The sequence below is a fragment of the Empedobacter sp. UBA3475 genome, assembly GCF_002378465.1.
GTDB lineage: Bacteria > Bacteroidota > Bacteroidia > Flavobacteriales > Weeksellaceae > Empedobacter > Empedobacter falsenii_B.
The window spans coordinates 22064-46670 of the sequence record NZ_DFRA01000063.1; the positions used below are offsets into that span (position 1 = coordinate 22064).

Annotated in this window: 22 protein-coding genes, 1 tRNA gene and 1 pseudogene; 10 read left to right on the plus strand and 14 right to left on the minus strand. The window is 31.1% G+C overall.

Features of this window, described 5'->3' with window-relative positions:
* Positions 1 to 39: 39 nt before the first annotated feature.
* The 5 genes from B3I31_RS12920 to B3I31_RS12940 form a co-directional block, all read right to left on the minus strand.
* Positions 40 to 927 carry a Ppx/GppA phosphatase family protein gene (locus B3I31_RS12920; protein ID WP_291060456.1) on the minus strand — a complete coding sequence of 296 codons (888 nt, stop codon included), beginning with the start codon at positions 925 to 927 and terminating at the stop codon, positions 40 to 42.
* Positions 917 to 2983: a polyphosphate kinase 1 gene (gene ppk1, locus B3I31_RS12925; RefSeq protein ID WP_221856143.1), complete on the minus strand. Its 2067-nt coding sequence runs from the start codon at positions 2981 to 2983 to the stop codon at positions 917 to 919. Before ppk1 ends, B3I31_RS12920 begins: the two co-directional genes overlap by 11 nt.
* Positions 2980 to 3465: a SixA phosphatase family protein gene (locus tag B3I31_RS12930; protein WP_038336593.1), complete on the minus strand. Its 486-nt coding sequence runs from the start codon at positions 3463 to 3465 to the stop codon at positions 2980 to 2982. The genes ppk1 and B3I31_RS12930 overlap by 4 nt, the downstream gene beginning before the upstream one ends.
* Positions 3466 to 3558: 93 nt before the next feature.
* A complete protein-coding gene (locus B3I31_RS12935) occupies positions 3559 to 3990 on the minus strand; it encodes an acyl-CoA thioesterase (RefSeq protein WP_052217929.1) in 432 nt (143 codons plus the stop codon).
* A 23-nt stretch (positions 3991 to 4013) separates the two neighbouring features.
* Positions 4014 to 5048, minus strand: coding sequence for an AI-2E family transporter (locus B3I31_RS12940; protein WP_291060453.1), 1035 nt, complete (start codon positions 5046 to 5048; stop codon positions 4014 to 4016).
* A gap of 114 nt (positions 5049 to 5162) precedes the next feature.
* Here B3I31_RS12940 and B3I31_RS12945 point away from each other — a divergent pair, with 114 nt between their 5' ends.
* The 3 genes from B3I31_RS12945 (at position 5163) to B3I31_RS12955 (ending at position 7661) form a co-directional block, all read left to right on the plus strand.
* Complete coding sequence (locus B3I31_RS12945; protein ID WP_291060451.1) at positions 5163 to 6182, plus strand: isoaspartyl peptidase/L-asparaginase family protein; 1020 nt, start codon at positions 5163 to 5165, stop codon at positions 6180 to 6182.
* Between the two features lie 36 nt (positions 6183 to 6218).
* Positions 6219 to 7001: a hypothetical protein gene (locus B3I31_RS12950; protein ID WP_280049999.1), complete on the plus strand. Its 783-nt coding sequence runs from the start codon at positions 6219 to 6221 to the stop codon at positions 6999 to 7001.
* An 84-nt stretch (positions 7002 to 7085) separates the two neighbouring features.
* Entirely contained in the window at positions 7086 to 7661 is a 576-nt protein-coding gene (locus tag B3I31_RS12955; protein ID WP_125348839.1) for a hypothetical protein, read from the plus strand.
* A 70-nt stretch (positions 7662 to 7731) separates the two neighbouring features.
* Here the strand turns inward: B3I31_RS12955 and B3I31_RS12960 are convergent, their stop codons facing one another.
* Positions 7732 to 8613, minus strand: coding sequence for a NifU family protein (locus tag B3I31_RS12960; RefSeq protein WP_125348840.1), 882 nt, complete (start codon positions 8611 to 8613; stop codon positions 7732 to 7734).
* A 59-nt stretch (positions 8614 to 8672) separates the two neighbouring features.
* Between B3I31_RS12960 and B3I31_RS12965 the strand changes: the two genes are divergently transcribed.
* Together B3I31_RS12965 and B3I31_RS12970 are read left to right on the plus strand one after the other, a co-directional pair.
* Positions 8673 to 9185 carry a gamma carbonic anhydrase family protein gene (locus B3I31_RS12965; RefSeq protein ID WP_286495943.1) on the plus strand — a complete coding sequence of 171 codons (513 nt, stop codon included), beginning with the start codon at positions 8673 to 8675 and terminating at the stop codon, positions 9183 to 9185.
* Between the two features lie 433 nt (positions 9186 to 9618).
* On the plus strand, positions 9619 to 10875 hold the full coding sequence (locus tag B3I31_RS12970; RefSeq protein ID WP_291078052.1) for a DUF3748 domain-containing protein: 1257 nt from the start codon (positions 9619 to 9621) through the stop codon (positions 10873 to 10875).
* 172 nt (positions 10876 to 11047) lie between these two features.
* Here B3I31_RS12970 and B3I31_RS12975 read toward each other — a convergent pair whose 3' ends face one another.
* Entirely contained in the window at positions 11048 to 12559 is a 1512-nt protein-coding gene (locus B3I31_RS12975) for a carbon-nitrogen hydrolase family protein (RefSeq protein ID WP_219034775.1), read from the minus strand.
* A 104-nt stretch (positions 12560 to 12663) separates the two neighbouring features.
* Between B3I31_RS12975 and B3I31_RS12980 the strand changes: the two genes are divergently transcribed.
* Positions 12664 to 13701, plus strand: a complete 1038-nt coding sequence (locus B3I31_RS12980; RefSeq protein ID WP_180904915.1) for a hypothetical protein — start codon at positions 12664 to 12666, stop codon at positions 13699 to 13701.
* A 51-nt stretch (positions 13702 to 13752) separates the two neighbouring features.
* On the opposite strand, the gene B3I31_RS12985 is transcribed toward B3I31_RS12980, so the two are convergent.
* The 3 genes from B3I31_RS12985 to B3I31_RS12995 all read right to left on the minus strand — a co-directional run bounded on the left by B3I31_RS12985 (position 13753) and on the right by B3I31_RS12995 (position 18654).
* The gene (locus B3I31_RS12985; RefSeq protein WP_291065907.1) at positions 13753 to 13968 is read right to left on the minus strand and encodes a hypothetical protein; all 216 of its coding nucleotides are present in this window, start codon (positions 13966 to 13968) and stop codon (positions 13753 to 13755) included.
* Positions 13969 to 14033: 65 nt separating this feature from the next.
* Positions 14034 to 17033 (minus strand): hypothetical protein, encoded by a 3000-nt coding sequence (locus tag B3I31_RS12990; RefSeq protein WP_291046416.1) that lies wholly within the window; start codon positions 17031 to 17033, stop codon positions 14034 to 14036.
* A 181-nt stretch (positions 17034 to 17214) separates the two neighbouring features.
* Positions 17215 to 18654, minus strand: a complete 1440-nt coding sequence (locus B3I31_RS12995) for a glyceraldehyde-3-phosphate dehydrogenase (protein ID WP_286495940.1) — start codon at positions 18652 to 18654, stop codon at positions 17215 to 17217.
* Positions 18655 to 18993: 339 nt separating this feature from the next.
* On the opposite strand from B3I31_RS12995, the gene B3I31_RS13000 reads away from it, so the two are divergent.
* A tRNA-Ser gene (locus B3I31_RS13000) sits at positions 18994 to 19078 on the plus strand.
* A gap of 342 nt (positions 19079 to 19420) precedes the next feature.
* Here B3I31_RS13000 and B3I31_RS13005 read toward each other — a convergent pair.
* Together B3I31_RS13005 and B3I31_RS13010 are read right to left on the minus strand one after the other, a co-directional pair.
* Positions 19421 to 20002 (minus strand): annotated as a pseudogene (locus B3I31_RS13005) (DDE-type integrase/transposase/recombinase); the annotation flags it as partial.
* Positions 20003 to 20046: 44 nt separating this feature from the next.
* Entirely contained in the window at positions 20047 to 20238 is a 192-nt protein-coding gene (locus B3I31_RS13010; RefSeq protein WP_286495961.1) for a helix-turn-helix domain-containing protein, read from the minus strand.
* A gap of 662 nt (positions 20239 to 20900) precedes the next feature.
* On the opposite strand from B3I31_RS13010, the gene B3I31_RS13015 reads away from it, so the two are divergent.
* Positions 20901 to 22628, plus strand: coding sequence for a hypothetical protein (locus B3I31_RS13015; protein WP_286495938.1), 1728 nt, complete (start codon positions 20901 to 20903; stop codon positions 22626 to 22628).
* Positions 22629 to 22799: 171 nt separating this feature from the next.
* On the opposite strand, the gene B3I31_RS13020 is transcribed toward B3I31_RS13015, so the two are convergent.
* Entirely contained in the window at positions 22800 to 23003 is a 204-nt protein-coding gene (locus B3I31_RS13020) for a YwbE family protein (protein ID WP_286495937.1), read from the minus strand.
* 443 nt (positions 23004 to 23446) lie between these two features.
* Between B3I31_RS13020 and B3I31_RS13025 the strand changes: the two genes are divergently transcribed.
* Positions 23447 to 23746 carry a hypothetical protein gene (locus tag B3I31_RS13025; protein WP_286495936.1) on the plus strand — a complete coding sequence of 100 codons (300 nt, stop codon included), beginning with the start codon at positions 23447 to 23449 and terminating at the stop codon, positions 23744 to 23746.
* Positions 23747 to 23779: 33 nt separating this feature from the next.
* The gene (locus tag B3I31_RS13030; protein ID WP_286495935.1) at positions 23780 to 24232 is read left to right on the plus strand and encodes a CopD family protein; all 453 of its coding nucleotides are present in this window, start codon (positions 23780 to 23782) and stop codon (positions 24230 to 24232) included.
* Between the two features lie 78 nt (positions 24233 to 24310).
* Here the strand turns inward: B3I31_RS13030 and B3I31_RS13035 are convergent.
* A partial coding sequence (locus tag B3I31_RS13035) for an Lrp/AsnC ligand binding domain-containing protein (RefSeq protein WP_291046406.1) occupies positions 24311 to 24607 on the minus strand: 297 nt, incomplete at its 5' end.

Genomic DNA, 24607 nt, shown 5'->3' on the forward strand with positions numbered 1-24607 from the left:
ATAAAAGGCCAGATTAATCTGACCTTATAATAGAAGTATTTATTTTTCTAAATCTTTATATACTTTTCGAATAATTCCGTCCGAAAGTCCAATTTTCGGAACATGAATTTTCTTTGCATGCGACCATTTTAGTACATTACTATAAATTTCTAATGCATAAACCACTACATCAGCACGGTCGGGTTTCATATTGAAATTCTGCATACGTTCTTCCGCAGTCATCGTTTGTAAAATTTGATAATGTTTTTTGACATAAACACTACTCAAAGGCATTCCTAGTTTTACGCCTGAATATTTGTACACATGGTTGATATTTCCACCAGAACCAATTAATTCGACTTCATCATCACCAATATTTTCGTGAATCCATTGTTTCATTTCGTTAAAAGTATTTGGTGAAACTTTATTTTCCAACAAACGTACAGTTCCTACTTCAAAAGATTTTGACGTAAAAACCTTATTATCTTTTAATAATGTTAATTCGGTACTACCACCACCAACATCTACATACAAATAGATTTTTTCGTCTTGTATAAAATCACCTAATTCTGTATTAAAAAGTAATTCAGCTTCGGTTTTTCCATCTATAATCTCGATGTTAATTCCAGATTTTTTAATCACCTTTTTTACAACATCTTTTCCATTTTTGGCTTCGCGCATGGCAGAAGTTGCATAAGCTTTATAAATTTCAATATCATAAACCTTCATCATCAATGCATAAGACAACATAGCATCACAGATACGATTTATATTTGTTTCGGAAATTTGTCCATCAATAAAAACGTCATGTCCCAAACGAATAGGCATTCTCACAATACTGGTTTTATTAAAAATTGGCGTACGACCTTCTTCTTCGTAAACATAATTAATCAACAATCGCATGGCGTTAGATCCAATATCTATTGCTCCTAATTTTCTAATCTTCATTTTCTTGTTCGTTTAATTTTTTAAAATATTCATAGGTCATAAACTGAGAGCGGTTTGGTTTTTTATTGTTTCGTTTGTATTCTAAAGAAGATTCAGCCGTTATTTGGCGACCTTTTACGTTATCTTCAAAACTCAAATTAAACGTATCCATAACTATTTTTTTGAATTTATGATCGTAAATCGGGCACGCAATTTCTACACGATTATCCAAATTACGTTCCATCATATCTGCAGAGGAAATATAAACTTTGTCATCGCCTGCATTCTTAAACCAATACACACGCGGATGTTCCAAAAATTTATCAATAACGCTGACACATTCAATATTTTCGGAAAGATTTTTAACTCCAGGAATCAAACAATTAATTCCACGCACAACCAAACGGACTTTTACTCCTTTTTGAGAAGCTTTATACAATAAATCAATGATTTGTTTATCGCTTAAACTGTTTAGTTTCATGTTGATTTCCGCAGGTAAACCAGCTTGATGATTTTTGATTTCTCGTTTAATCATCTTGACAATTTTTTTACGCGTTCCATAAGGTGAAACCAATAAATGATTGTACGTTAAGTTCAAATAATTAGCTCCGAAAAATTTAAAAATCTGTTCAACATCCTTTGTTATTCCCGGATTGGTTGTGAAATACGTATAATCTGTATAAATTTTTGCTGTTCCTGCATGAAAATTTCCTGTGCTAATAAACACATATTTCTGCGCCAACATTCCTTCTGGTTTACGTTCGATATAACCAATTTTCGAATGTACTTTCAACCCCGGAACCCCAAAAATAACATTCACACCAGCTTCTTGCAATTTTTTCGACCACATCGCATTATTCGATTCATCAAATCGCGCACGAAGTTCCAAAACAGCTGTTACTTCTTTTCCATTCATCGCTGCGTTTATCAACGAATGCATCACTTGCGAATCCTTTGCAACACGATAAATTGTAATTTTTATTTTGGTTACTTTAGGATCAATTGCAGCTTCTCGAAGAAATTTTAACAACAAAGAATAATCGTGATAAGGCGCCATCATCATTTCCTCATTTTCCGTAAAAGCCTGAAAATAACTGTTATATTCAAAAGGTTTTTTCTGAATAATTGGTTTTATTTTTTCGTACGTTAAATTTGGAATGTCAAAGCTTGGAAAGCTCATCAAATCTCGTTTGTTGTGATATTTTCCTCCCGGATTGATACTATCATATTCATCTAATCGTAATTTTTTCAAGAAAAATTTCAACGTATCTGGTGCAATTTCAGCATCATAAACTAATCGGACAGGAACACCTTTTTTACGATTTTCTAAACTATTGATGACTTTTTCTAATAAACTATGTTCTAAATCGTTATCAAAATCAAGTTCGCTATCTCGTGTAATTTTGATGGAATGTGCTTCAATTGTTTCGAAATCAAACATTTTGAAAATATCTTTCAAATGAAAACGAATAATGTCTTCCAAATACATGACATACGTATTTTGATCATACTTTGGAAGCACAATAAAACGCGAAAATAAATGCGTTGGAACAATCAAAAGTGCATATTGAACTTTGTCTTTTAATTGCATTTTCACCGCTAAATAGAACGATCCATCGCGTAAAGGCGGTGCTTTTTTAATATCATCTAAAATAAAAACTCCAACCGTATGAATAAATTCGTTGTAAAAATATTCGGAAATAAATTCTAAATAATTCTCAGGAATCGATGTATCATCTATCACAAAAATATTGTGATTCTCTAATTCTTTGAATAATTGATTATGCAAATCATCGTACTGGACTCGCTGCTGACGCACAATTTCATTGATTTCATCGATCAATTCTTCGTCCGTTTGATCTGGTACAATATTTTGATAAACAATTTCTACATCTTTGAACTGTATCGAGCGCAAAATTGTAGAATATCGAACCGAATAAAATTCATCTAAATTGTTCGAATAAATTCCTAAAAAACGAATTCGTTCTAACAACGGAACTGTTTCGTCAGAAGCCTCTTGCAACACGCGCGCATTGAAAGAAAGCCAACTGATTTCGCGGTTTATATATTTTTTCATTTAATTTCTTTAGGTAAAATTATTTTTATAGTTTTTCCTTTTTGAATCGATTTCCAATTATCAGAATCAAACTGTATCCAGACAAATCCAGAAGTCGAAAGATTGTAAATCATTTCATTTCCTAACTGATTGGTAATATCTGTAAACGCAGGATTATGTCCAAAAATAAGAACATTTTGCAATTCATTATCCAAATTTCTAATCCATTTGTCTAATAAATAATGCGAAAAAGTATACAAATCATCTTCGATATGAATGGTTTGATTAGGAAATAAAATAGGTTTGACAAGTAGAGAAGTTTCTTTTGCTCGAACTGCTTTGCTCGAAAATATTTGATCAAATTTCAATTCAAAATTTTGATGAATATAATTTGCTACTTTCTTCGTTTTGAATTCACCAATCTCTGTGATAGAACGAAATTGATCTGAAACATTTTCGTTCCATTTACTTTTTGCATGACGCATTAAAAACAAATTTTTCATAACGCAACGAGTTTAAAAAGAAAAAGTAGTTAAATCTAATCATTATCTAATGAAAAGACTTAACTACTGTTGTATTTTTTTTAGGATTATTTTCTAAAGATTACCTTCGTAATTCTTAAAATCATTTTTTACCCAATCTGGCAATTCCATCGATTTTTTCTCTTCCATATCGTACATTACTTGTGTACTTTTTCCGATACAATGAATAACATCTTCACCATTTTCGCTTTTACTTGTGACAATATATTCAAAATCGAAACTCTTATTTCCTAATTTTGTAACTCGTACACCAATACGAGGTTCTATCGCATTTGGACGTAATTCTTTTTGGTAACTCGCTTCCATATGTGCAATGACAAACATGTGTCGCGTCCATTGCCATTTTTTGCTCGAAGCCATCATATAATAGGCTCTACCGATCTGGAAATACTCGAAATAAAATACATTATTTACATGACCAATTGGATCAAAATCGCTCCAACGTGGTTCTAAAGGTTTAAAGAATTTAAAGTTTTCTATACTCATTTTTAATTGGTTTTTAATAATAATTAATCTTCAGGATTTGGATCAATAAATTCGTATTTGTACAATTTGACTAACCAAAAGAATACTGAAAATAAGATAGGTCCAAATATAATTCCGATAAATCCGAATAGATTTAAACCAACGATTACTCCAAAAATAGTAATTAATGGATGAACATCTGCCATTTTTTTTTGTAAAACTAAACGGATTAAATTATCTGAAAGCCCAACAATTACAAAGCAATAAATTAATAATCCAACCGCTGATCCAGTTTCACCTTTTGCAAGTAAAAATAGTCCAAGAGGTACATAAATAAGTGCGGCACCAACGACAGGCAACATTGCAGCAAAAATGGTTAAAATAAACCAAGTAAACGCATCATCTACACCAAATATAAGATATCCAATGTAGGCAATTATTGCTTGTAGAAAGGCTGTTAATGGCATTCCGACAGCATTTGAAATAACTAAATCTTTCAAATCTTTGTTCATTTTGACTAAATTACTTGTTTTAAGCGGAATTGTTCTGTAAAACCAATTTTCAAGTTTTTGATGGTTCATCAACATAAAATACAAAATAAGGAAAGCAACACCCAACTGAACTGTCATATCCATTGAAGCATTCAGTGTTTTTTCTAATAATTTACCTCCAACTTGTGTTATTTTTTCAATGTTTGTTGCACTAAACACATCGATATGAAATTTGGTTTGCAACATTTCAATAATTTTATTGACATCTTTTTTAATTTGAGCTGTGTCATTTAATAGCACCATAACCTTATTCGTTAACATTTGAATTAATAAATAAAGAGGTCCTATAATTAGAATTGCACTACTAATCATTAAAAAGATTACACTTCCTAATTTGTTCCATTTTTTTACTTTAACTAACCATTGCAAAGGATTCAGGAGCAAAACGTACAAACACAAAGCACCAAGAAAACCTGGAAAAAAAGCCAATAAATTTTTGGTAATTAATCCAAAAACTAAAAGTATAATTGCAATAAAAGCTAATTGCAATAAAATGTTATTAGAGAGATAGTGTTTATTAGAGTTCATAGGTAATTTATTTGTTTAATAACAGTTGTTGATATTTCGTTATCAAATTCAATGCTAAAAATAGTTAATTTCTATAAACTTTTCTATTTTTAGGCGTTGAATAAAATTTTACACATGAAAAAAATAGTTGGTTTAATCTTATCCGTTTTGACGATGACGACATATGCACAAACGAAACAAGACAAAGTTGTTTTGGTAATTCATGGTGGTGCTGGTACAATTTTGAAAAAAAATATGACACCCGAAAAGGAAAAAGCGTACCGAGATGCTTTAGCTGAATCTTTGACAAAAGGTTATGAAGTCATCAAACAAGGTGGCGAAAGTGAAAATGCAGTGATAGAAGCCATAAAAGTAATGGAAAATTCACCTTTGTTTAATGCAGGAAAAGGAGCGGTTTTTACGCATGAAGGTAAAAATGAATTAGACGCTTCGTTGATGATTGGAAATACAATGCAAGCTGGTGCTGTGGCTGGAGTTACAACGATTAAAAATCCAATTTTAGCAGCAAAAGCTGTTTTACAAAATTCTGCTCATGTGATGATGGTTGGAAAAGGAGCAGAAGAATTTGCTCAAACTCAAGGTTTAGAAATTGTTGATCCAAGTTATTTTAAAACTGAGGAACGCTGGAATTCTCTTCAAAAAGTTTTGGAAAAGGATAAAGAAAAAATGGAATTAGACCATGATGCTAAAACACAAGCGTATGTTCCATTCAATTTTGTTGACGAAAAATTTGGTACTGTTGGAGCAGTTGCTTTGGACAATAAAGGTCATATCTCGGCAGGAACTTCGACTGGTGGAATGACAAATAAACGTTTTGGTCGAGTAGGCGATTCGCCAATTATTGGTGCTGGAACGTATGCAAATAGCGAAGTTGGTGTTTCAAGTACAGGTTGGGGCGAATATTTTATAAAAGCTGTTGCGGCATATGATGTTGCGGCTTTGATGAATTACAAGAAACTTTCTTCGAAAAAAGCTGGTGAAGAAGTTATTAAGAAAATTGGTGATTTAGGAGGCGATGGCGGAATGATTATTTTAGATAAAAATGGTCAAGCAAGTTTTCCTTTTAACACTGCCGGAATGTATCGCGGAAGTAATACACAATCAGGTAAGATAACTATCGAAATTTATCAATAAATTTGGAACACATTTTAAAATAAAGATATACAATACATGATAAAACAAATTTTACTTACAGCCACTGTTGTTCTTGCAAATTTTGCAACAGCGCAAGTAACCTCTATGATTAATGATAAAAATGTAGATGCTTCGACAAAAGTATATGGAATGGCTCCTTTAAGCGATGAAACAAAGGCTTATGAGAAGTTTAATTTTATGTTAGAAAATGCTGCGGCTATACAATTAGGAAAACCAATTTTGGAGTATGGATATCAATCATCTACTTTTCAAGCACAAGATAATGGAGTAATGATTTATATGGTAAAAGATAAGAAAATTGTCGATCAATGGTTGGTAAATCCTGCCTTCTACAATGTTTTTCATGACGGAATTCCGTATTCTTATGATACCGATAAATTAGCTGTTCTTGCTGATAAATATCCGTTGATTTATAAAGAAGAAAAACGTCAATATAAAACTGAAAAAGAATACCAAAAACAGCGTCCAGCCTTGTTTGCTGATCCTTATAATTTGATTATTACAGAACCAGATTTTACATACGAAGGATATTTTGATGTGCAATTTCCACAAAACGAACAATTCAAAAATTCTGAAGCTGCTATAGCTTATTTAAAACCAATTGTAGAGAAATTGACAAAAAAGAAATTTGATATTAATTATACAATTACTGAAAAAAATATTTTAGATCGTACACAATTTACAATAACAGTTGCAGGAGAAGAAAATATCTACAAAAAAATAAAATTAGATAATCTGCAAAAAGGAGATTGGCAATCATTAAGTTATGAAGCTTCGATTTTCCGAAAAGCGAATTAATAGAAAGAAAAGGTTTTTGAAATAATCAAGAACCTTTTTTTTATCCACAAAGATTCGTAATTTGACTTTTTAACCCAAAGAAATATGAATTCTAACTTCTATAAAATATTACAACACTCAAAAGAAAATCAATCAATTATTGCCGTTTACAATGATCCAGAAGGAGACAATTTTTGGGCTGGATATATTTTAGATTTTAATGACGAATTTTTTACGATGCAACACATTTCGAAATATGGTAAAAAAGATGGAATTTTAATCGAACCTTATTTTAAAATTAGTCGAATAGATGTTGATGATTACTGCAAATGTCTCAATTATTTGAAAGAACATCACACCGATTTGGATCAAGAAAATCCAATCACATTTAATGCAACAGCAGAAGAAAATTGGGTTCGTCAAATTTTAGGCGAAATAAATGATCAAACCGAATATGTATCACGTATTCAATTAAATAACAATAGTCGTTTTGCAGGTTTTATTCGGAATTTAACTGAAGATGATTTCGAGTTAAAATGTATTGGTTCGGAAGGAACGGACGAAGGCTCTTTGTATTTTCAGATTGATGATGTTTCGTCGATTCGTGTCAATGATTTAGAAGCTCGCAGAAGGTTATTTTTTTATAATTATCGTCGTTCTATCGACTTTTTTGATGAATAATCGAGAGATATTAAATAAAAAAAATCCAACTCAAAACGAGTTGGATTTTTTTGATACTATGTGTTTAATCTTATCCATTTACAGCTTCAACGTTGTCTACAACATCAGGCATCATTTGTTTTAAAATACCTTCGATACCATTTTTAAGCGTTGCTGTAGAAGATGGACAACCAGAACAAGCACCTTGTAATAACATTTTTGCTGTTCGCGTTTCTTCATCAAATTCAATTAATTCGATATTTCCACCATCATTTGCAACTGCTGGTTGAACATATTCGTCTAAAATAGCTTTGATTTGTTGCTCAACAGAAGAAAACTCTTCAGCAGGTTTTACCACAACATGCTCAGGAGCTTCTGTTGTGAATTCATAAAATTCATCAAAAACAGGACCTCCAGCTTGTAAATAATTCGTAATAAACGAACGAACATCCATCGCCCAAAGTGACCAATCTTCTGTTTCGTTTTTCGTTAAAGAAACATAATTATCAACAATAAAAACTTCTTCAACAAAAGGATATTCTTTGTAAATCGCAACAGCTAATGGAACTCCAGCAGCTTTTTCTCTCGATTTTATCTCGATGATTTCTGGCGCTAACATAGAATTTGAAACGAATTTCATCGCAGCAGGATTAGGCGTCATTTCTGCATAAATAGAAATAGGAGCCTTTTTCATTGGTGCTAAAATTGCATTTTCTTCTAAATGTTCATTGATAATTTCTTTCAAATCTTCTGTAACATCAGCCCAATCAACAGCATCTATTTTTTCTATCGCAACAAAATTCGCTGTGATAAATATTTTTTGAATAAATGGTATAGTCAATAAAACTTGCGCTAAAGGAGATTCGGTAGCTGTAGATTCTTTATCGAATTCCACGCCACCTTGTGTTAAAGTCTCGTCACAAACGAACTTCATCACATTATTATTTGGTGTAATTTCTTCGTATACTCTCATAGTTCTACAAAAATACGCTATAAAAATGTATCTTTATCATTAGAATTATAGATTTTGTTATGGCAATAATTAAAGAATTAAATGGGCATACACCAAAGTTCGGTGAAAACTGCTTTTTAGCGGATAATGCTGTGGTTGTAGGAGAGGTAGAAATGGGAGATGATTGCTCAATTTGGTTTTCAGCAGTTGTGCGTGGAGATGTACATTATATTAAAATGGGGAATAAAGTAAATATTCAGGATAACGCAACAATACATGCGACGTATCAAAAATCGCCAACAACAATTGGAAATAACGTTTCGATAGGGCATAATGCTATTGTACATGGTTGTACAATACATGATAATGTTTTGGTTGGAATGGGCGCAATTGTGATGGATGATTGCATTGTTGAATCTAATTCTTTGATTGCTGCTGGTGCAATTTTAACCAAAGGAACGCATGTAAAAGAAGGAGAATTATGGGCTGGAATTCCAGCGAAAAAAATTAAAGATGTTCCAAAAGAATTGAAAGAAGGAGAAATAGAAAGAATCGCCAATAATTATTTGATGTATAGTAGTTGGTATAAATAAAAGAAAGCTCAGTCTGTAACTGAGCTTTTATTTTCTACTTCCAGAAATTCCAAACTTTACCATCAAAAAAGGCAATTGTTTTGGATAAGGAGAAATAATATCATTGACAACATGTCTATACGAGTAAAACTATTTAATTGTTGTTATTATTTCCAGATTGTGGAACATATTGCGAATCAATTCTGGTTGTAGATTTTCCAAAATCTTCATTAAATATTACCTTTGTTGTTTAAGGTTTAACAAAACTTATACTAAGGAAAATAAAACATTGAAAAAATTATATTTTTAATTATAATTAATCTAGACAAAAAAAAATAAAATACAGTTTTGTAACAAATTTTTATAAAGAATGTTTCTAGTAATCAAATAATTACGTTTTTAGTTGCTTGTTAAATGTTTATTAAGTAAATAAAATATTATTAAACAATACGATATGGTAAAGCAGTTAACTTATGATGATTTTGGACATACGCTTCATCATAATCAAATTCAATCGGTTGATGGCAATTATCTTGTTTTTGATACACGTAATGATGATACAAAAATAGGAGAGACTTCTTCTATCTGTTTACTTCACACGAAAACTTACGAATCCGAAATTATTTATACAACAAATAATCAAACAGAGTTTGGTCCTGGTGTAGGTGCAGCCTCTTTTTCGCAAGTTGAGAATAAAGTTATTTTTATTCATGGTATTCGAAATGCGAATCAAGCAAATCCGTATTCGGCAACAAGAAGGACAGGTGTCACAATTGATTTAGAATTTCCAAATCAGCCTATTTTTATGGATGCTCGAAATATAAATTTTCCCTTTACAAATGGTGCTTTGCGTGGAGGAACACATTCGCATTCGTGGCAAAAAGAGAAGAATTGGATTAGTTTTACTTACAACGATTATGTCTTGGAACAAGAATCCAAACACAATTCTAACATAAAAGATCAGCGAGTGGTTGGAATGATGTTTCCAAAAAAAGTTGAGGTTGATTTTGATAAAACATTAGAGAATAATTTTGGTGAAATGTTCTCGATTATCGTTTCGAAAATAGTGACAAATCCTAAAAATGGAAGTGATGAAGTCGAAAAAGCTTTTGATGAATGTTGGATTAACTCAACAAACAATATCGCATTTCAGGGACATGTGCGTGATGAAAAAGGGAATTTGAAAACGGAAATTTTTATTGCTGAAATTCCAAATGAAATAAGGTTTGATGAAAACGATAATTTAAAAGGAACTTTAACTACTTTGCCAGATGTGCCAAGTTGTATTTCGCAGAAACGAATCACTTTTACTCAACATGGAATTAGTAATTTTAGACATTGGTTACGTTCTTCTCCTGGCGGGAAAATTATCTATTTTTTGATGGAAGATGAATTTGATAAAACGCAATTATTTGGTGTAAATTTAGTTTCGAATGAAATTATTCAATATTCTTTTTTAGAAAATTCGATTACCTCTCCATTCAATCTTTCATCAAACGGAAAATATGCTATTTATTTTGTTAACGATAAAATATATCTAAATGATTTAACCGAAAAAAAATCTAAACAAATCTATCAAGTTCAAAAAATCAATAATGAATTAACGGGAATTCCGCATTTTTCTAACGATGGAAAAAAAATCTATTTTAATCAATTTGTTTCAAATAATTTCAATGAAAAGTTTATTCAAATCTTCGAATTAGAGTTATAAAACAAAATTGAAATATGTTAAAGTTCAAAGTTTTCTAAAAAATATTTGTCCCTTATAAAAAATATTTCTAATTTTAGTACAGATACTTAACCGAACCTAAGGTCTATGCTCTTATTCGAGTCTAACCAATGGGAATAAGAACTAAAAAAAACCTCCAATTTGGAGGTTTTTTTTATGTTTTTATTAGTCTTACTTCATACAAATCCTTGCGTCTGTCTTTCATCGTTTTTACAGTTCCATACTCATGCAACTCTTTTAGAAGATAAAGATCAACATCAGAAATCAGTACCATTTCTGTATTCGGAGTTGCTTCTGCTTTAACTCCATTGTTTGGAAAAGAGAAATCTGAAGGTGTGAAAACTGCCGATTGTGAATATTGAATATCCATATTATTCACACGCGGTAAATTTCCCACAGAGCCTGCAATAGCCACATAACACTCATTTTCTATTGCACGAGCTTGCGCACAACTACGTACTCGCGTATAACCATTTTGCGTATCAGTCATAAATGGAACAAATAAAATTTCCATTCCTTGATCGGCTAAAATACGGCTCAATTCAGGAAATTCGACATCATAACAAATTAGTAAACCTACTTTTCCGCAGTCGGTATCAAAAACTTTTATTTCATCGCCACCATTCAATGCGTAATATTTGAACTCATTTGGTGTAATGTGTATTTTACTATACGAATCTAATTTCCCCGAACGATGACATAAAAATGACGTATTATATAGTTTTCCTTCCTTTAGATGAGGCATAGATCCTGAAATAATATTGACATTATATGTAATTGCAAATTCTTGAATTTTCTTCACAATATCGTCCGTCATCGTTGCTAATTGATGCATCGCTTCAATCTCTTTCAAATGATTATATGGACTCATCAACGGCGAATTGAAAAATTCTGGAAACATAATAAAATCAGAGCCATAATCGCTTACCGCACTTACGAAAAACTCAATTTGATCATAAAAATCTTGTAAACCATTAAATAAACGCATTTGCCATTGCACCAAACCAAGACGAATAGTACGTTTTGTCGGTGAATTAGATTTCAATTCAGGTTCGTAATAGATATTATTCCATTCTAATAAAGTGGCGTATTCTAAGGATTCTTTATCATCTTTCAGATAATTTTTCAAGATTTTTTTAACATTAAAATCATTCGAAATCTGAAAAGCTAAAGTTGAATCATAAATTTCTTTACTTTTTACTTTTTCTATATATTGTCTAGGAGATAATTCTTGCGAATATTTATGATAATTTGGAATACGTCCACCAGCTACAATTGATTTTAGATTCATTTCTTCACAAAGCGCTTTACGTTCGTCATATAAACGTCTTCCCAAGCGCAATTGACGATAATTTGGATGAACAAAAACTTCAATTCCATACATTACATCACCTTCTGGATCATGTTTTAAAAATTTACCATTAGATGTTATCGTATCATAATTCGATTCGATATTCGTTTTTTTCGAATTAACCACAATACTTAATGCCGAAGCAACAACTTTTCCATCCACTTCAACACAAAGTTGACCTTGCGGAAAAATAGCTAATAATTCTTTAATTTCGTCGACAGTCCAAGTTCCAAGCTGATTGTGATAGGCTTCTTTTGTAGATTCAGTCAAATCACTATAATCTTCAAGAGTCAAATTTCTGACCTGAATATTCATTTTATTTAGATTTAGATTATGTTTGAATTTAGCAAATATTAATCCAATAAACAATTTTAAAAAATAAATTTAGACCTATCTTCGTATAGACTAATAAGCATGAAATGAAAGATGTAAAAATAGAGTTTAGAAAGCCTATTTATCCTGTGAGTGACGAATTAAATCATTATTTAGAGAAATATCATCGCAAAACAAAAGCGAGTGTAGAATATGATGATTTGATGCGTTTTTCGGGTTGTGTAGCATTGGAAGATAAGGAAGGAAATGATACGCATTGGTTAGGTGTTTATTATACCGACTCGGAACATCAGGAAATTCAAGATAGTCTAAACAGAATTTACACCTACTTACATTCAGACGGAGATGAGGAGTCTTTGCCTTATCTTGTTGTTGATTCTATTGATTATTGTACGTTCGGAAATTCGAAACCTTTTCGTATTCGGGTTCGTAATATTTTGAATGATAATTATACCAATTTTTACATCAAAAAAGCAGATGCTTCGCGTATTTATGGTTTAGAATTAGAAGATATTTTGTCTCCACATCGAATCAATTTTTTGGTCTACAAAAATACATTGATTGAAGAGCATATTTTAGGAATTCCAGGAGATGTTTTTATCAAAAATTATTTGGATAAATGTAATGATTTAGAGAAAAATCAGATTGCAAAAGAGTTTGTAAAGTTCAATGAACGCTGTTTTATTGGTCTTTTAGGTGATATGCGATCGTATAATTATGTGGTGATTCCAATTCACGATTTTGATCAAGTTATCTATAGAATTCGACCAATAGATTTCGATCAACAATGTTATGAAGGAAATTTAAAAATTTATCGACCACAGTATTTCAAAGAAAATAAAATTATGGTTGATTTGGTGAATAATCGCTTGAAACCAAATTCTGTCGATCAATATAGAAAAGAAGTAAAATCCTTGATTTCGAAAAGAATTTCGAATAGTTCGAAACGTTTTCGTGATTTAATGAAAATCATGAAAAATGATCATATTTCTAAACCAGAAAATGTTGCACAATTACGAACTGGTTTTGCAAAGTTTTATAAAGATCAATCTTACGAAAATTGTGAAAGAATGGGTGAAGTTCTATATAAAGCAATTGCGAATAGTTTGGAACAGATAAAATAAGAAAAGCTTCTCAAAAATAGAGAAGCTTTCTTTTTTTATATAATTTAGAAATTAGTTTTTTAATAACTGCTTTCTGAAACGTAAAGCAACCAATCCTGCCCCTATTACCAATAATGGTAAATAATCATCGATTGGTGCTGGATCAGCATCTTCAACATCTGTTCCACCACCACCGGTTCCTGGTCTAGCAGAACTTTCATTTTGATTAGTTGATTCAAAGAACGAAATCTTATTTTCTTGAGCAGATAGACCTATTGAACAATGCAAAACTCCTGCAACTAAGATAATTTGTTTTATATTTTTCATATTGTACTATTTTATTAGATGTTAAATTATTTGTTTACAACTTTTTGAGTCTTAACTTTTCCGTCTTCAGTCAGAACTTTTATAACTAAAATTCCTTTTGCAGAAGATTCAACTTGGTAAACACTTGCACGAATGTTATTTTTCACAAATATTTTTCTTCCTTGAATATCATACAACTCTACCGAAGAAATTTTATTTTGTTTTGCATCCACTACAATTGTATTGTTTTTAGTATAAACAATAACATTTTCTTTTGACAATTCATCTGTACCTAATGTTTTATTTGTATACACAAGTTCAAAACGAGTATCAAATATTCCTGCTTTAGAAGTGAATGAATAAGCTGATTCTGATAAGTTATGTACTTGATTTAACTCTTTATCTCTTAAATAAACAATCTGTCCTTTTTCAAACAACCCATCAGCTTTCTCTATATTGATTGTGTAATTTCCTTGCTCTAAAGTTTCAAAACCTAATTTTACGACATCATCAGTTTTAAAAGGTAAGCTGCGTCCTTGGATTGCATATGCTTCATTATTAATCAATGAGTAGATTGCTGAAGATCCTCTTTGCATCACTTTTGCATCAATTTGATTATCCGCATCGTTTGTAGCTCCATCCATATAAGCTAATAAAATTTGGCTAATTGTTTTACTTTCTTTTGATAAACTTAACCAAATTCTGTTTTTCTCTGCAATTGAATTTTTATAGAAAAATGCATCTTGCGAAGTTCTCATTGTATTGTTAAAATTAACTGTAGGTGTAGCTTGAGAAAGTCCTACGATAAATCCTTGTCCAACAGAAATGTTTGACAAATCAGGAATAACACCACCTACAACGTTGAATGCGGCATAATTATTTGCATATTCTGAAGAACCAACAGGGAATTGATGTGTCCAGAAATATAATGAATTAACATTCTCATTTGCTAATAAGAATTTTTCCACATTAATGTTAGAAGCATAAGGGTTACCAACTAAATTGTATCCATTTGCTGTAAATTGAACAGGAACTGTTATATCTCCATTGAACGGAACACCTAAAAATGCACCATTATGAATTGTATTTTGCCCTGTTGGTAAAGTGTTTTTAACACGGATAGAAACCCCTTTACCTGGTTCAAATAATTTTGAGTCTGTATCTGAAGTTAAAATCTGAGTAAATTCATCTGTTGTTTCATTATATGTCCAAAAACGATTGTATAATGTTTCCGGAGAGAATGAACGTATAGTTTGTTGCGATGCTTCCTGCTGAACCGGAGAAGACCAGAACGTCATATCATTACGAACCATCGATTTACTATCGCGGTTAACTGTAATTGCTCCTGAGTTAGCAACGTTTTGATTTTGGATTAAATTACCACCATTTTCTACAACTAATCCTGTAAGACCAGCTTGATTGTCGATCTTCCCATCAACGATTAAACGAGCACCTGACTTTACGACAACTGAACCTCCAGCATCTGAAACTGTAAACGTTTTAGCTTCTAATTGCGTATCAACTGTTACTTTACCTTTGATGATTACATCTTTTGTAAGATCCGGCGTTCCATTAGACCATGCAGTTCCGTCCCAAGTTGTAGAGTTTTCAGCTGTTGAACATTGAATTTTAACATTGTCAATAAATGCTCTTTTTGCCGATGTTTCTAATTTTAAAGTAGAACCAGCAGCTACGTTTTCAAAACTTACAGTTTGTGTTTCGAAATTATCTGCCATTTTCGCTGTATAAACAACATTTTTAGTTTCTGAACCTAATGTAACATTGACACTTCCTTCAATTGCTGTCCAACCTTTTACATCAAAAGAAACTATTACATTACCAGCTATTTGATCTAACACTTTTGATGTTATCCCCCCTTTGTTATTACTTGAACCTAACCTAATAGCATTTCCTGCTTGATAAACAGTAACTACAGTAGGAAAATTAGAATTCCCATTCCAAGCCTTATTAGATCCTGCAGTACTTGTATTATTACCATTTAAACCATCAAATGTTTCCTCAAAACAATAAGTAGCATTAGGATCTGTTACTGAAACATCAAAAGTTGTACTAAATTCGTTATAATTATTATTACTAACGGCAGTTGCATTAATAGTTGTAGAACCAATACCATCAAATGATAAGCTATTTCCGTTTATAGAAACAATAGAATTATCAGCAGAAGTATACACAATATTTAACCCTTGATCTGTTTGTGATGGTAAACCAGAAAAAGTGGTTCCTTGGTTTTGAACTAAAGCTTCAAAGTTATAATCTACTGTTTGGTTTGCTTTTGCAATTTCAAAAGTTATAGTAGCCGGATCAGAAGTTCCATATTGATTTGTGGCTGCTACCTGTGCTGTAAATGTTCCTGCTTGTTCAGGTGTACCTGAGAAAACGCCATTATCAAATGTAATTCCTAAAGGTAAAATACCTGTTTGAGTCCAAAAGGTAGGATTATTAGTTGCTGTCACAGCTCCATCAGGCAATAATACACCATAAGTTCCTGTAATTGTTCGTGGAGACACAACTGGTTTTTCCGTTGCTATTCCAGCGGCAGTCCAAGAAATATTATCTAAAGTAAGTTGTGGTCCTGCATTTCTAAATGTAATAACAGCTGCCTCTGACTTATTTATTTCTACTTCAAATGAATGAATAGTAGCATCCGTTTGTGCTTTTCCAAATGTTGGTGAAGTGTAAACAACTACATTATCTACTAATACTTCAATCTTTCTATTATTTGAACCTCCAGTAAAAGCTTTTCTGACATCAAAAGATAATTTTCCGATTCCATTAGAAATTGTAGTTTCTAATGTATTTCCTGAAGCTTGAAATAGGATTCCTTTATTTGTGATTGGATATGTACTTTCATTTCTTGCATTTGTATAATTCCATACAATTCCTCCTGTTTCTCCAGTAAATGATCCTGTTGCATAAGAACTACTTAATGCTGTTTGGGACTCAAAAGTTTCTGTTCCCTGTCCAAAAGCAAATCCTGATAACAATAATGTTAATAAGGATGATTTAAAAAAGTAAAGTTTTTTCATACGATAAATTGTTTTAAGTTTTTTTTAAAAAAAGTTAATTTTCTAAACTAATATTAATATAACATTAACAAAAATAATACATAAAATTTACTTAAGTATTTTTAAATGAATATCCTACAAAAAAAATCCGCTAACAAATAAATGTTAACGGATTAATTTTAAATAAAGGGAAAAAATACTATTAATAGTATGTATATCTTCTAACACCTGCAATGTGTTTTGCTAAACGCATTACTTGGTGACTGTATCCATATTCGTTATCATACCAAACATACATCACAACATTTTTACCATCGGCAGAAACAATTGTCGCATTACTATCGAAAATCGACGGAGCAGAAGTTCCAACAATATCCGAAGAAACCAATTCATTGTTCAACGAAAATTTAATTTGCTCAACTAATTCTCCGTTCAATGCAGCATCTTTCATCAAATTGTTTACCGCTTCTACAGAAGTATCTTTACTAACTTCTAAATTCAAGACAACCAAAGATCCATTTGGAACAGGAACACGAATTGCATTCGAAGTTAATTTACCTGCTAAACTTGGTAAAGCTTTTGCTACAGCACTACCAGCACCAGTTTCAGTAATTACCATATTCAAAGCAGCAGCACGTCCACGACGATATTTTTTGTGCATATTATCAACCAAATTTTGGTCGTTTGTATAAGCATGAATTGTTTCTAAATGCCCTTTTACAACACCTAAATTATCTTCAACAACTTTCAAAATAGGTGTAATTGCATTTGTTGTACAAGAAGCAGCTGAGAATATATTTACATTTTCTGGGCTATATTCTTCATGATTAACACCGTAAACAATATTCGGAACACCTTTTCCTGGCGCTGTTAATAAAACTTTATCAGCACCAACAGATTTTAAATGACGAGATAACGCTTCTTCATCTTTAAAAACACCTGTGTTATCAATAATTAAAGCATTATTAATTCCGTAAGTAGTATAATCAATTTCTTCTGGCTGAGCTGCAGAAATCATATAAACAGAAACTCCGTTGATGATTAAAGCATTATTTTCGTGATCAGCTACAACGTTTCCGTCAAAATCACCATGAACAGAATCATGACGTAACAAAGAAGCTCTTTTTTCTAACAAAACAGGATCGTTTTTATCACGTGTTACAACAGCGCGTAATCTTAATTGTTGACCTTTTCCCATTTGAGAAGCCAACTCACGAGCTAATAAACGTCCGATACGACCAAAACCGTATAAAACAACGTCTTTTGGTTCAACACTTTTTACATTTTTGCTTGCACCTAATTTCTCTTCAACGAAAGCTTCTGCCGAAGCGTAATTCCCAGAAATATATTCTTTAGCTAATTTTCCAACATCAAGTCTAGAAGCTGGTAATTTAGCTTCAGAAATAGCTTTAGCAATCGCTAATGTATCGTCGATAGCAATCTTTTTTTCTACAAATTCCTCAGCATACTGATGTAGATTTACGATGTCACTAACGTTTTTATCAACTAATTGATTACGGAAAATTACCAATTCAACAGATTGATCATACCATAAATCTGAAACAATTTTAATGAATTCTACAACCTTTTTGCTCATTTCATTGAAAGATGCAAGTTGTTGATCATAAGAAGAGTGGTTCATTTAATAAATGTTTATTTGTGTTTATTTACTTAATTCTTGGCAAAAGTAATCAATTATAACGATTTCGTACATTTTTTTTACAAAAACTAATTATTGTCATAAAAACACAACTATTCCTACGAAAATACTAAAATATAGAAAAAAAATAAATTTTTAATAGGAAATTTTAAATTTTATGAATACTAATAAGTAGCTATTAACCATTATTTTATTGTTTAATTTAAATTGAATTGAATTTTACGAAAACGTTTTCGTAAAATAATTGTTAAAAATTTTTATTTGCAAATTCGAAAAAGCGTTCTATATTTGCACTCGCAATACGGCAATAAACGCTGTGTTGGAGAGTTGGCAGAGTGGTCGAATGCGGCAGTCTTGAAAACTGTTGAGGGTCACACCTCCGGGGGTTCGAATCCCTCACTCTCCGCTGAAAGGGATTCTATTACTTAGAATCTCTTTTTTTGTATAAATAAAAAAGTTTTCTTCCTTTATTTTCAAATGGTTACTCGAAAATAAATCCATCATTGTAGGTATTTGATAAATCCCATTTTCATAGTGTAAACTGCTGTCGAACACTATGTTTACAAATTCTTTTTTCTGTAAAGTATTAGCTTTAGAATAAACAAATGACCCGGTCCTAAAATAACTATACATGTTTTTAAATAAATCCTGTTATAGTTACACACCAATTGATCTTAATCCTAAATTTACTATACAAAGGAGTTTTGATTATTAAAACTTCTATTATAGTTTTCCATCTTTTCTTTAATTTTTCTGACTGCAAATGCGCAGCATTTGGAGTTAAATAATCACAACTTGTATGTGGTCTTAATTCATTATAAGTTTTAATACTATTAGTAATTTTAATTTTTGTCTGATCAAAACCTAATGTGCTTTCATATAAATTAAATTCCATTTTAATTATTCCATTAACCCTTTCTGCCATTGTATTTTCATAGGGATCACCTTTTTCTGTCATACTTATAGCTATGTTATTTGAGAGTAATAAATCTACATATTTATGTGAGCAATACTGCGATCCTCTATCAGAATGATGAATTATAGATTCATTATAAAGCCTGTTATTTACTGCCATGTTAAGCGCTTCAATACAACCATCAGCTGATAAATCTTCACGGAAGCAATACCCCATTATTTTTCTTGAATAAGCATCTGTTATTAAACTCAGGTAACCCCATTGAGTGCCTAGTCGAACTTGTATACCGTAGTGTTTTTGGGCTTGTTTATACGTAAAGCCGCCTTTTTCTACTTGGCGTACAACAGCTAACTTAAAGCCTAAGGTGTAATCGCGTTGTGTACGCTTTTCTCTTTCTAAGTATGATTCTTTCATGATAAGTTGATTTGGTGTCAACTTATTTTAGGATAAGACATTCTTTAACAAAAAAGGCTCTTATCCAAGAATTTTATATTAAAGAAATGTTTTGGGAAAAAGTACTTTTTACCGAGCTTAAAACAAGGAATCGTCTTGTTTCTCCTCATGCGATACAACGTTTTTTCACTAACGTTAAGTAGCCTTTGCACATCTGCACTGTCGTAGAATTCGTGAACTTTGTTATATGTTTTAATTTATTTAATTTCAGTAATATACGAGTTAATTAAATAAAATAAATGATAAGAGGAAGTAGGGATAGGGTGATTCTATATTTCTTCTTTTCATTTTTTTGTTCATCCAAAAAAAACGAAACAAAAAAAGATGCCGACAGTAGTCTCTCAATGATTCAACTAACTAAATTATTTTCATAAAGTTGTCAACTCGTTCCACTCAGACACTCCAACTTTTTTTATTCCAATAATTTAGAATTGAATTTCATTTCGATACTAAATCGTCGGATTTTTAATTCCTTTTTCAATATTCAAATTCACTTATAATAACGAATTTTAAAGCTGTCATTGCTGAAGAGTCGAGTGTCAATTCTACGTAGTGAGCGTTAAAAATGATTTACTGTTCACATTTTATATGTGAATAATTTAAAGCATTTAGCGAGTAGTCGTTATTGACCGACTTGTAGGCACGGACTTGATTTTTTTTGGTTCGTTTTTTTTATCAAGAAAAAAAATGAACATATAATTTATTAATCAACTTGTAACAAGTTTACCTAAGCTCCACAAGAGCTTCTCCTTATAATTTCAAATGTTTTTTACTGTATGTAGAAGATTATTTTAGAAAAATAATTCATTTTCATGTTGAATCTTTTGTATTCTCTCTATTTTAGTAAGAAATTAATGATATGAATTTTAAAATACTGTTTTTATTTCTTACTTCTACACTACTTTTTGGTCAAAATAATTTTATAACTCCTTACGAAAAAGGAAATAAAAATCAAACTACAACCTATGATGAAATGAATGTGTTTTATCAAAATTTAGCGGAAAATTTTGAGACAATACAGTATGTAAAAAAAGGAGAAGACGATAATGGAAAGTCAATTTATGTAGTTGTTTATAATCCATTTAAAGAAAAAGATATAAAAGAATTACGTAAAACAAAAGCAGTGCTTTTCGTAAACAATGGAATTCATCCTGGAGAACCGGACGGAATTGATGCGACGATGATGTTGATGCGAGATTTGGCAATGAAAAAAATTAAACCGCTTAAGAATTTTATTATTGCTGCGATTTCGGCCTATAATGTAAGTGGTATGTTGAATAGAGGGGCTTTTTCGCGCGCAAATCAGAATGGACCTGAACAATATGGTTTTCGTGGAAATGCCAGAAATTATGATTTGAACAGAGATTTTATTAAAAATGATTCAAAAAATGCAAAAAGCTTTCAGACGATTTTTCATTGGTTGAAACCTGATGTTTTTATTGATAATCATGTAAGTAATGGGGCAGATTATCAGTACACATTTACCTATATTTCGTCTTTTAAAGCGCGTGTAGGAAATGTTTTGGGCGATTATTTTTATACGACATATCAAGCAAATAATCTAGCCGAAATGCAAAAAAATGGTTACGAAAGTACGCAATATGTGAACATACATGGCGATGTTCCTGATATTGGTTTTGCAGCTTTCGAAGATTCTCCACGCTATTCTACAGGTTATACAACATTGTTTAATGCACTAAGCACAATGCCCGAAACACATATGTTAAAGCCTTATGAAAACCGTGTAGACGCAACGTATAAATATATGTTGGTAAATCTAGAAAATTTAGATAAAGAATATTTGACAATCAGAAATTTACGAAAAGAAAATCTAAAACAATATCAGGTCGGAAATCAATATGGAATTCGTTGGAAAATAGATTCTACTCAATTTACAACAATGAATTTTAAAGGATTTGAAGCAGGATACAAGCCAAGTGCGGTTTCGGGAAAAGATAGATTGTACTATGATCGATCGAAACCATTTACAAAAAAAATTAAATTATTCAATTCTGCAAAACCAATTAGTTACATTACAATTCCGAAATATTATGTTCTTCCACAAGCTGAATATCGCGTTGTAGAAGCTTTGCAACGAAATGATATTCAAATGAAACGAATAGAAAATGATACATTAATTAACGTCGAATCGTATAAAATATCAGATTTTAAAACCAATAAAAATGCATATGAAGGACATTATAATCATTACGAAACGGTGGTTACAAAATCGATGAAATCGCTTAAATTTTTTGAAGGAGATTATATTGTGCCAACACAACAAGATGGAGTGAAATATATTCTTGAAACCTTAGAACCAGAGGCATTGGATTCGTTCTTTAACTGGAATTTTTTCGATGGAATATTAGGTCAGAAAGAATATTATTCGGCTTATATTTTTGAGGATACAGCTGCTGAATTATTGAAAAATAATGTGGTTTTGAAAACCGCATTTGAAGCAGAAAAAGCATTAAAACCAGAGTTTGCTAATGATGGCGAAGCACAGTTGGATTGGGTTTATAAAAATTCGCCTTATTTTGAGAAGAATACTTACAGACAATATCCGATTTATAGGATTCTTAATTAAAACCAGTTGTGCATTTTGAAATAAAATTATTCAAATAGATGGTTTAAGTTGTTATAACACACAATTTGTTAATTAAAATCTATTTGTTGAAATAGAAAAGGCAAAGGTGAAAAATTGTAAAAAGCTCTTATCTGTATTGATAAGAGCTTTTAATTTATAGTTTGATGCATTCTAAAAATCGTCTTCAATAATTTCTTGCACACGTCCAATTTGTCCATCCGTCAAACGAACTTTTATACCACGATGATGATAAGGCGCAGAAGTCAATAAATCTTTCACGATACCCTCAGTCAATTCGCCAGTTCGTTGATCCTTTTTCAATACAATATTAACCAGCATACCAGGTTTTATATTTGCTCTTGTTTTACCATCCATATTACAAATATCTTAAAATAAATGGAAAAGATATTCATTCTATCGTAAAGGAAATTAAAAAATACATTCATCTGGAAGGTAAAAATGAAATGGGATTGAATATGAAATTTATGAATTTTCTCTTTTATTATTTTATTTACAACCCAGCTGAAAAAATTTGAGATTGAATATAAAGGCAAGAATAACAAGAATACAACTTTCTTTTATTGGAGAGGGGTTGAGGTGAAAATCATAAAACTAGAAATAGGATTTGTTCGAGTGTTGTTCGATAATGTTTCGGAAAAAGTGGGCGAACAAAATAGGGGAGAAGTGAAGTGATTTTTATTTGAAATGGTAATTGATTTAAAAATTAATTATTACTGAGTATAAATAAGAAAATATAAGATAGATTTGGTCGAGTATTTAATTGATTTGGAATAAATTTAGAAGATAAATAATTCATTATGGAAAATTTACCAAATTTAAATAGTATTCATGATACTGATAAAAGCGTTGGAGCGATAAGTATTTTCAAAGGCGAATCTAGTAATGTAACATCAATTCAATTATTAGAAAAAAGTGTTTTAAAAGAGCACAGTACAAAAATACCTGCTTTGCTTTTATGTGTTACTGGAAAAGTAGTGTATTCAGATGAAAATGAACAAACAATAGAATTAAGCTCTAGTGACTATATAACGATAGAACCAAATGTTATACATAAGTTAGAGGCTTTAGTAAATAGTCAGTTGATTTTAGTAAAATAAGATCATCAATAAAATGAATTAATATTTCTTGATATGCACGAATTACATCTATTATTAATTTTCCATTTAATAGGCGCTACGATATGGGTTGGTGGACATATTATATTAAGTTTGGTTATTTTACCACAAGTATGGAAAGAAAAATCGATAGAGAAATTGTTCTCTTTTGAAAGTAAATACGAACGAATAGGACTTCCAGCTTTATTAGTTATGGTTATTACAGGAGTAAGAATGTCTTATATCTACACGATCAAGATTAGTAATTGGTTTCAATTCGAAAACCCCATTGAAAGAGTTGTCTCATTAAAACTGATAGGCTTAGCAACAATTGTATTATTGGCTTTGAGTGCTCAATTTTATGTGCTTCCTCGTTTAAAAACAGATGATACAAAACTTCCTCTCATGACATTTCATATTATAGCGGTGACAACGATTAGTATAATCATGTTAATACTAGGTAGCTTCGTACGATATGGTGGTATTTAGATAAATATTAGTAGTTTAGCCTATCTATTTATTAAATTTCTTGTTATAGTTTAGTAGAGAACAATAGTAACAAAGTAGCTATGAATCATTCTTAGGTAATGGTATTTGTAATCCAGTTTTAACTGTATGCATGTTGACAAAAGTTTTAAAACGTCGTATATTCGAGTTACTAAAAAATAATTTTCGAGTCAAGGATTCGTATTCTCGCATAGTATTAACCACCATAATCAATGCAAAATCTACTTCACCTGTTACATAATAACATTGCTGAATTTGAGGAGTTTTATTGAAAGTTGATTTTATTTCATCAATAAATTCAATTTTATCTGTATCCAATTCAATTTCTACGAACAGCTGTCGTACTTCATGACTTCG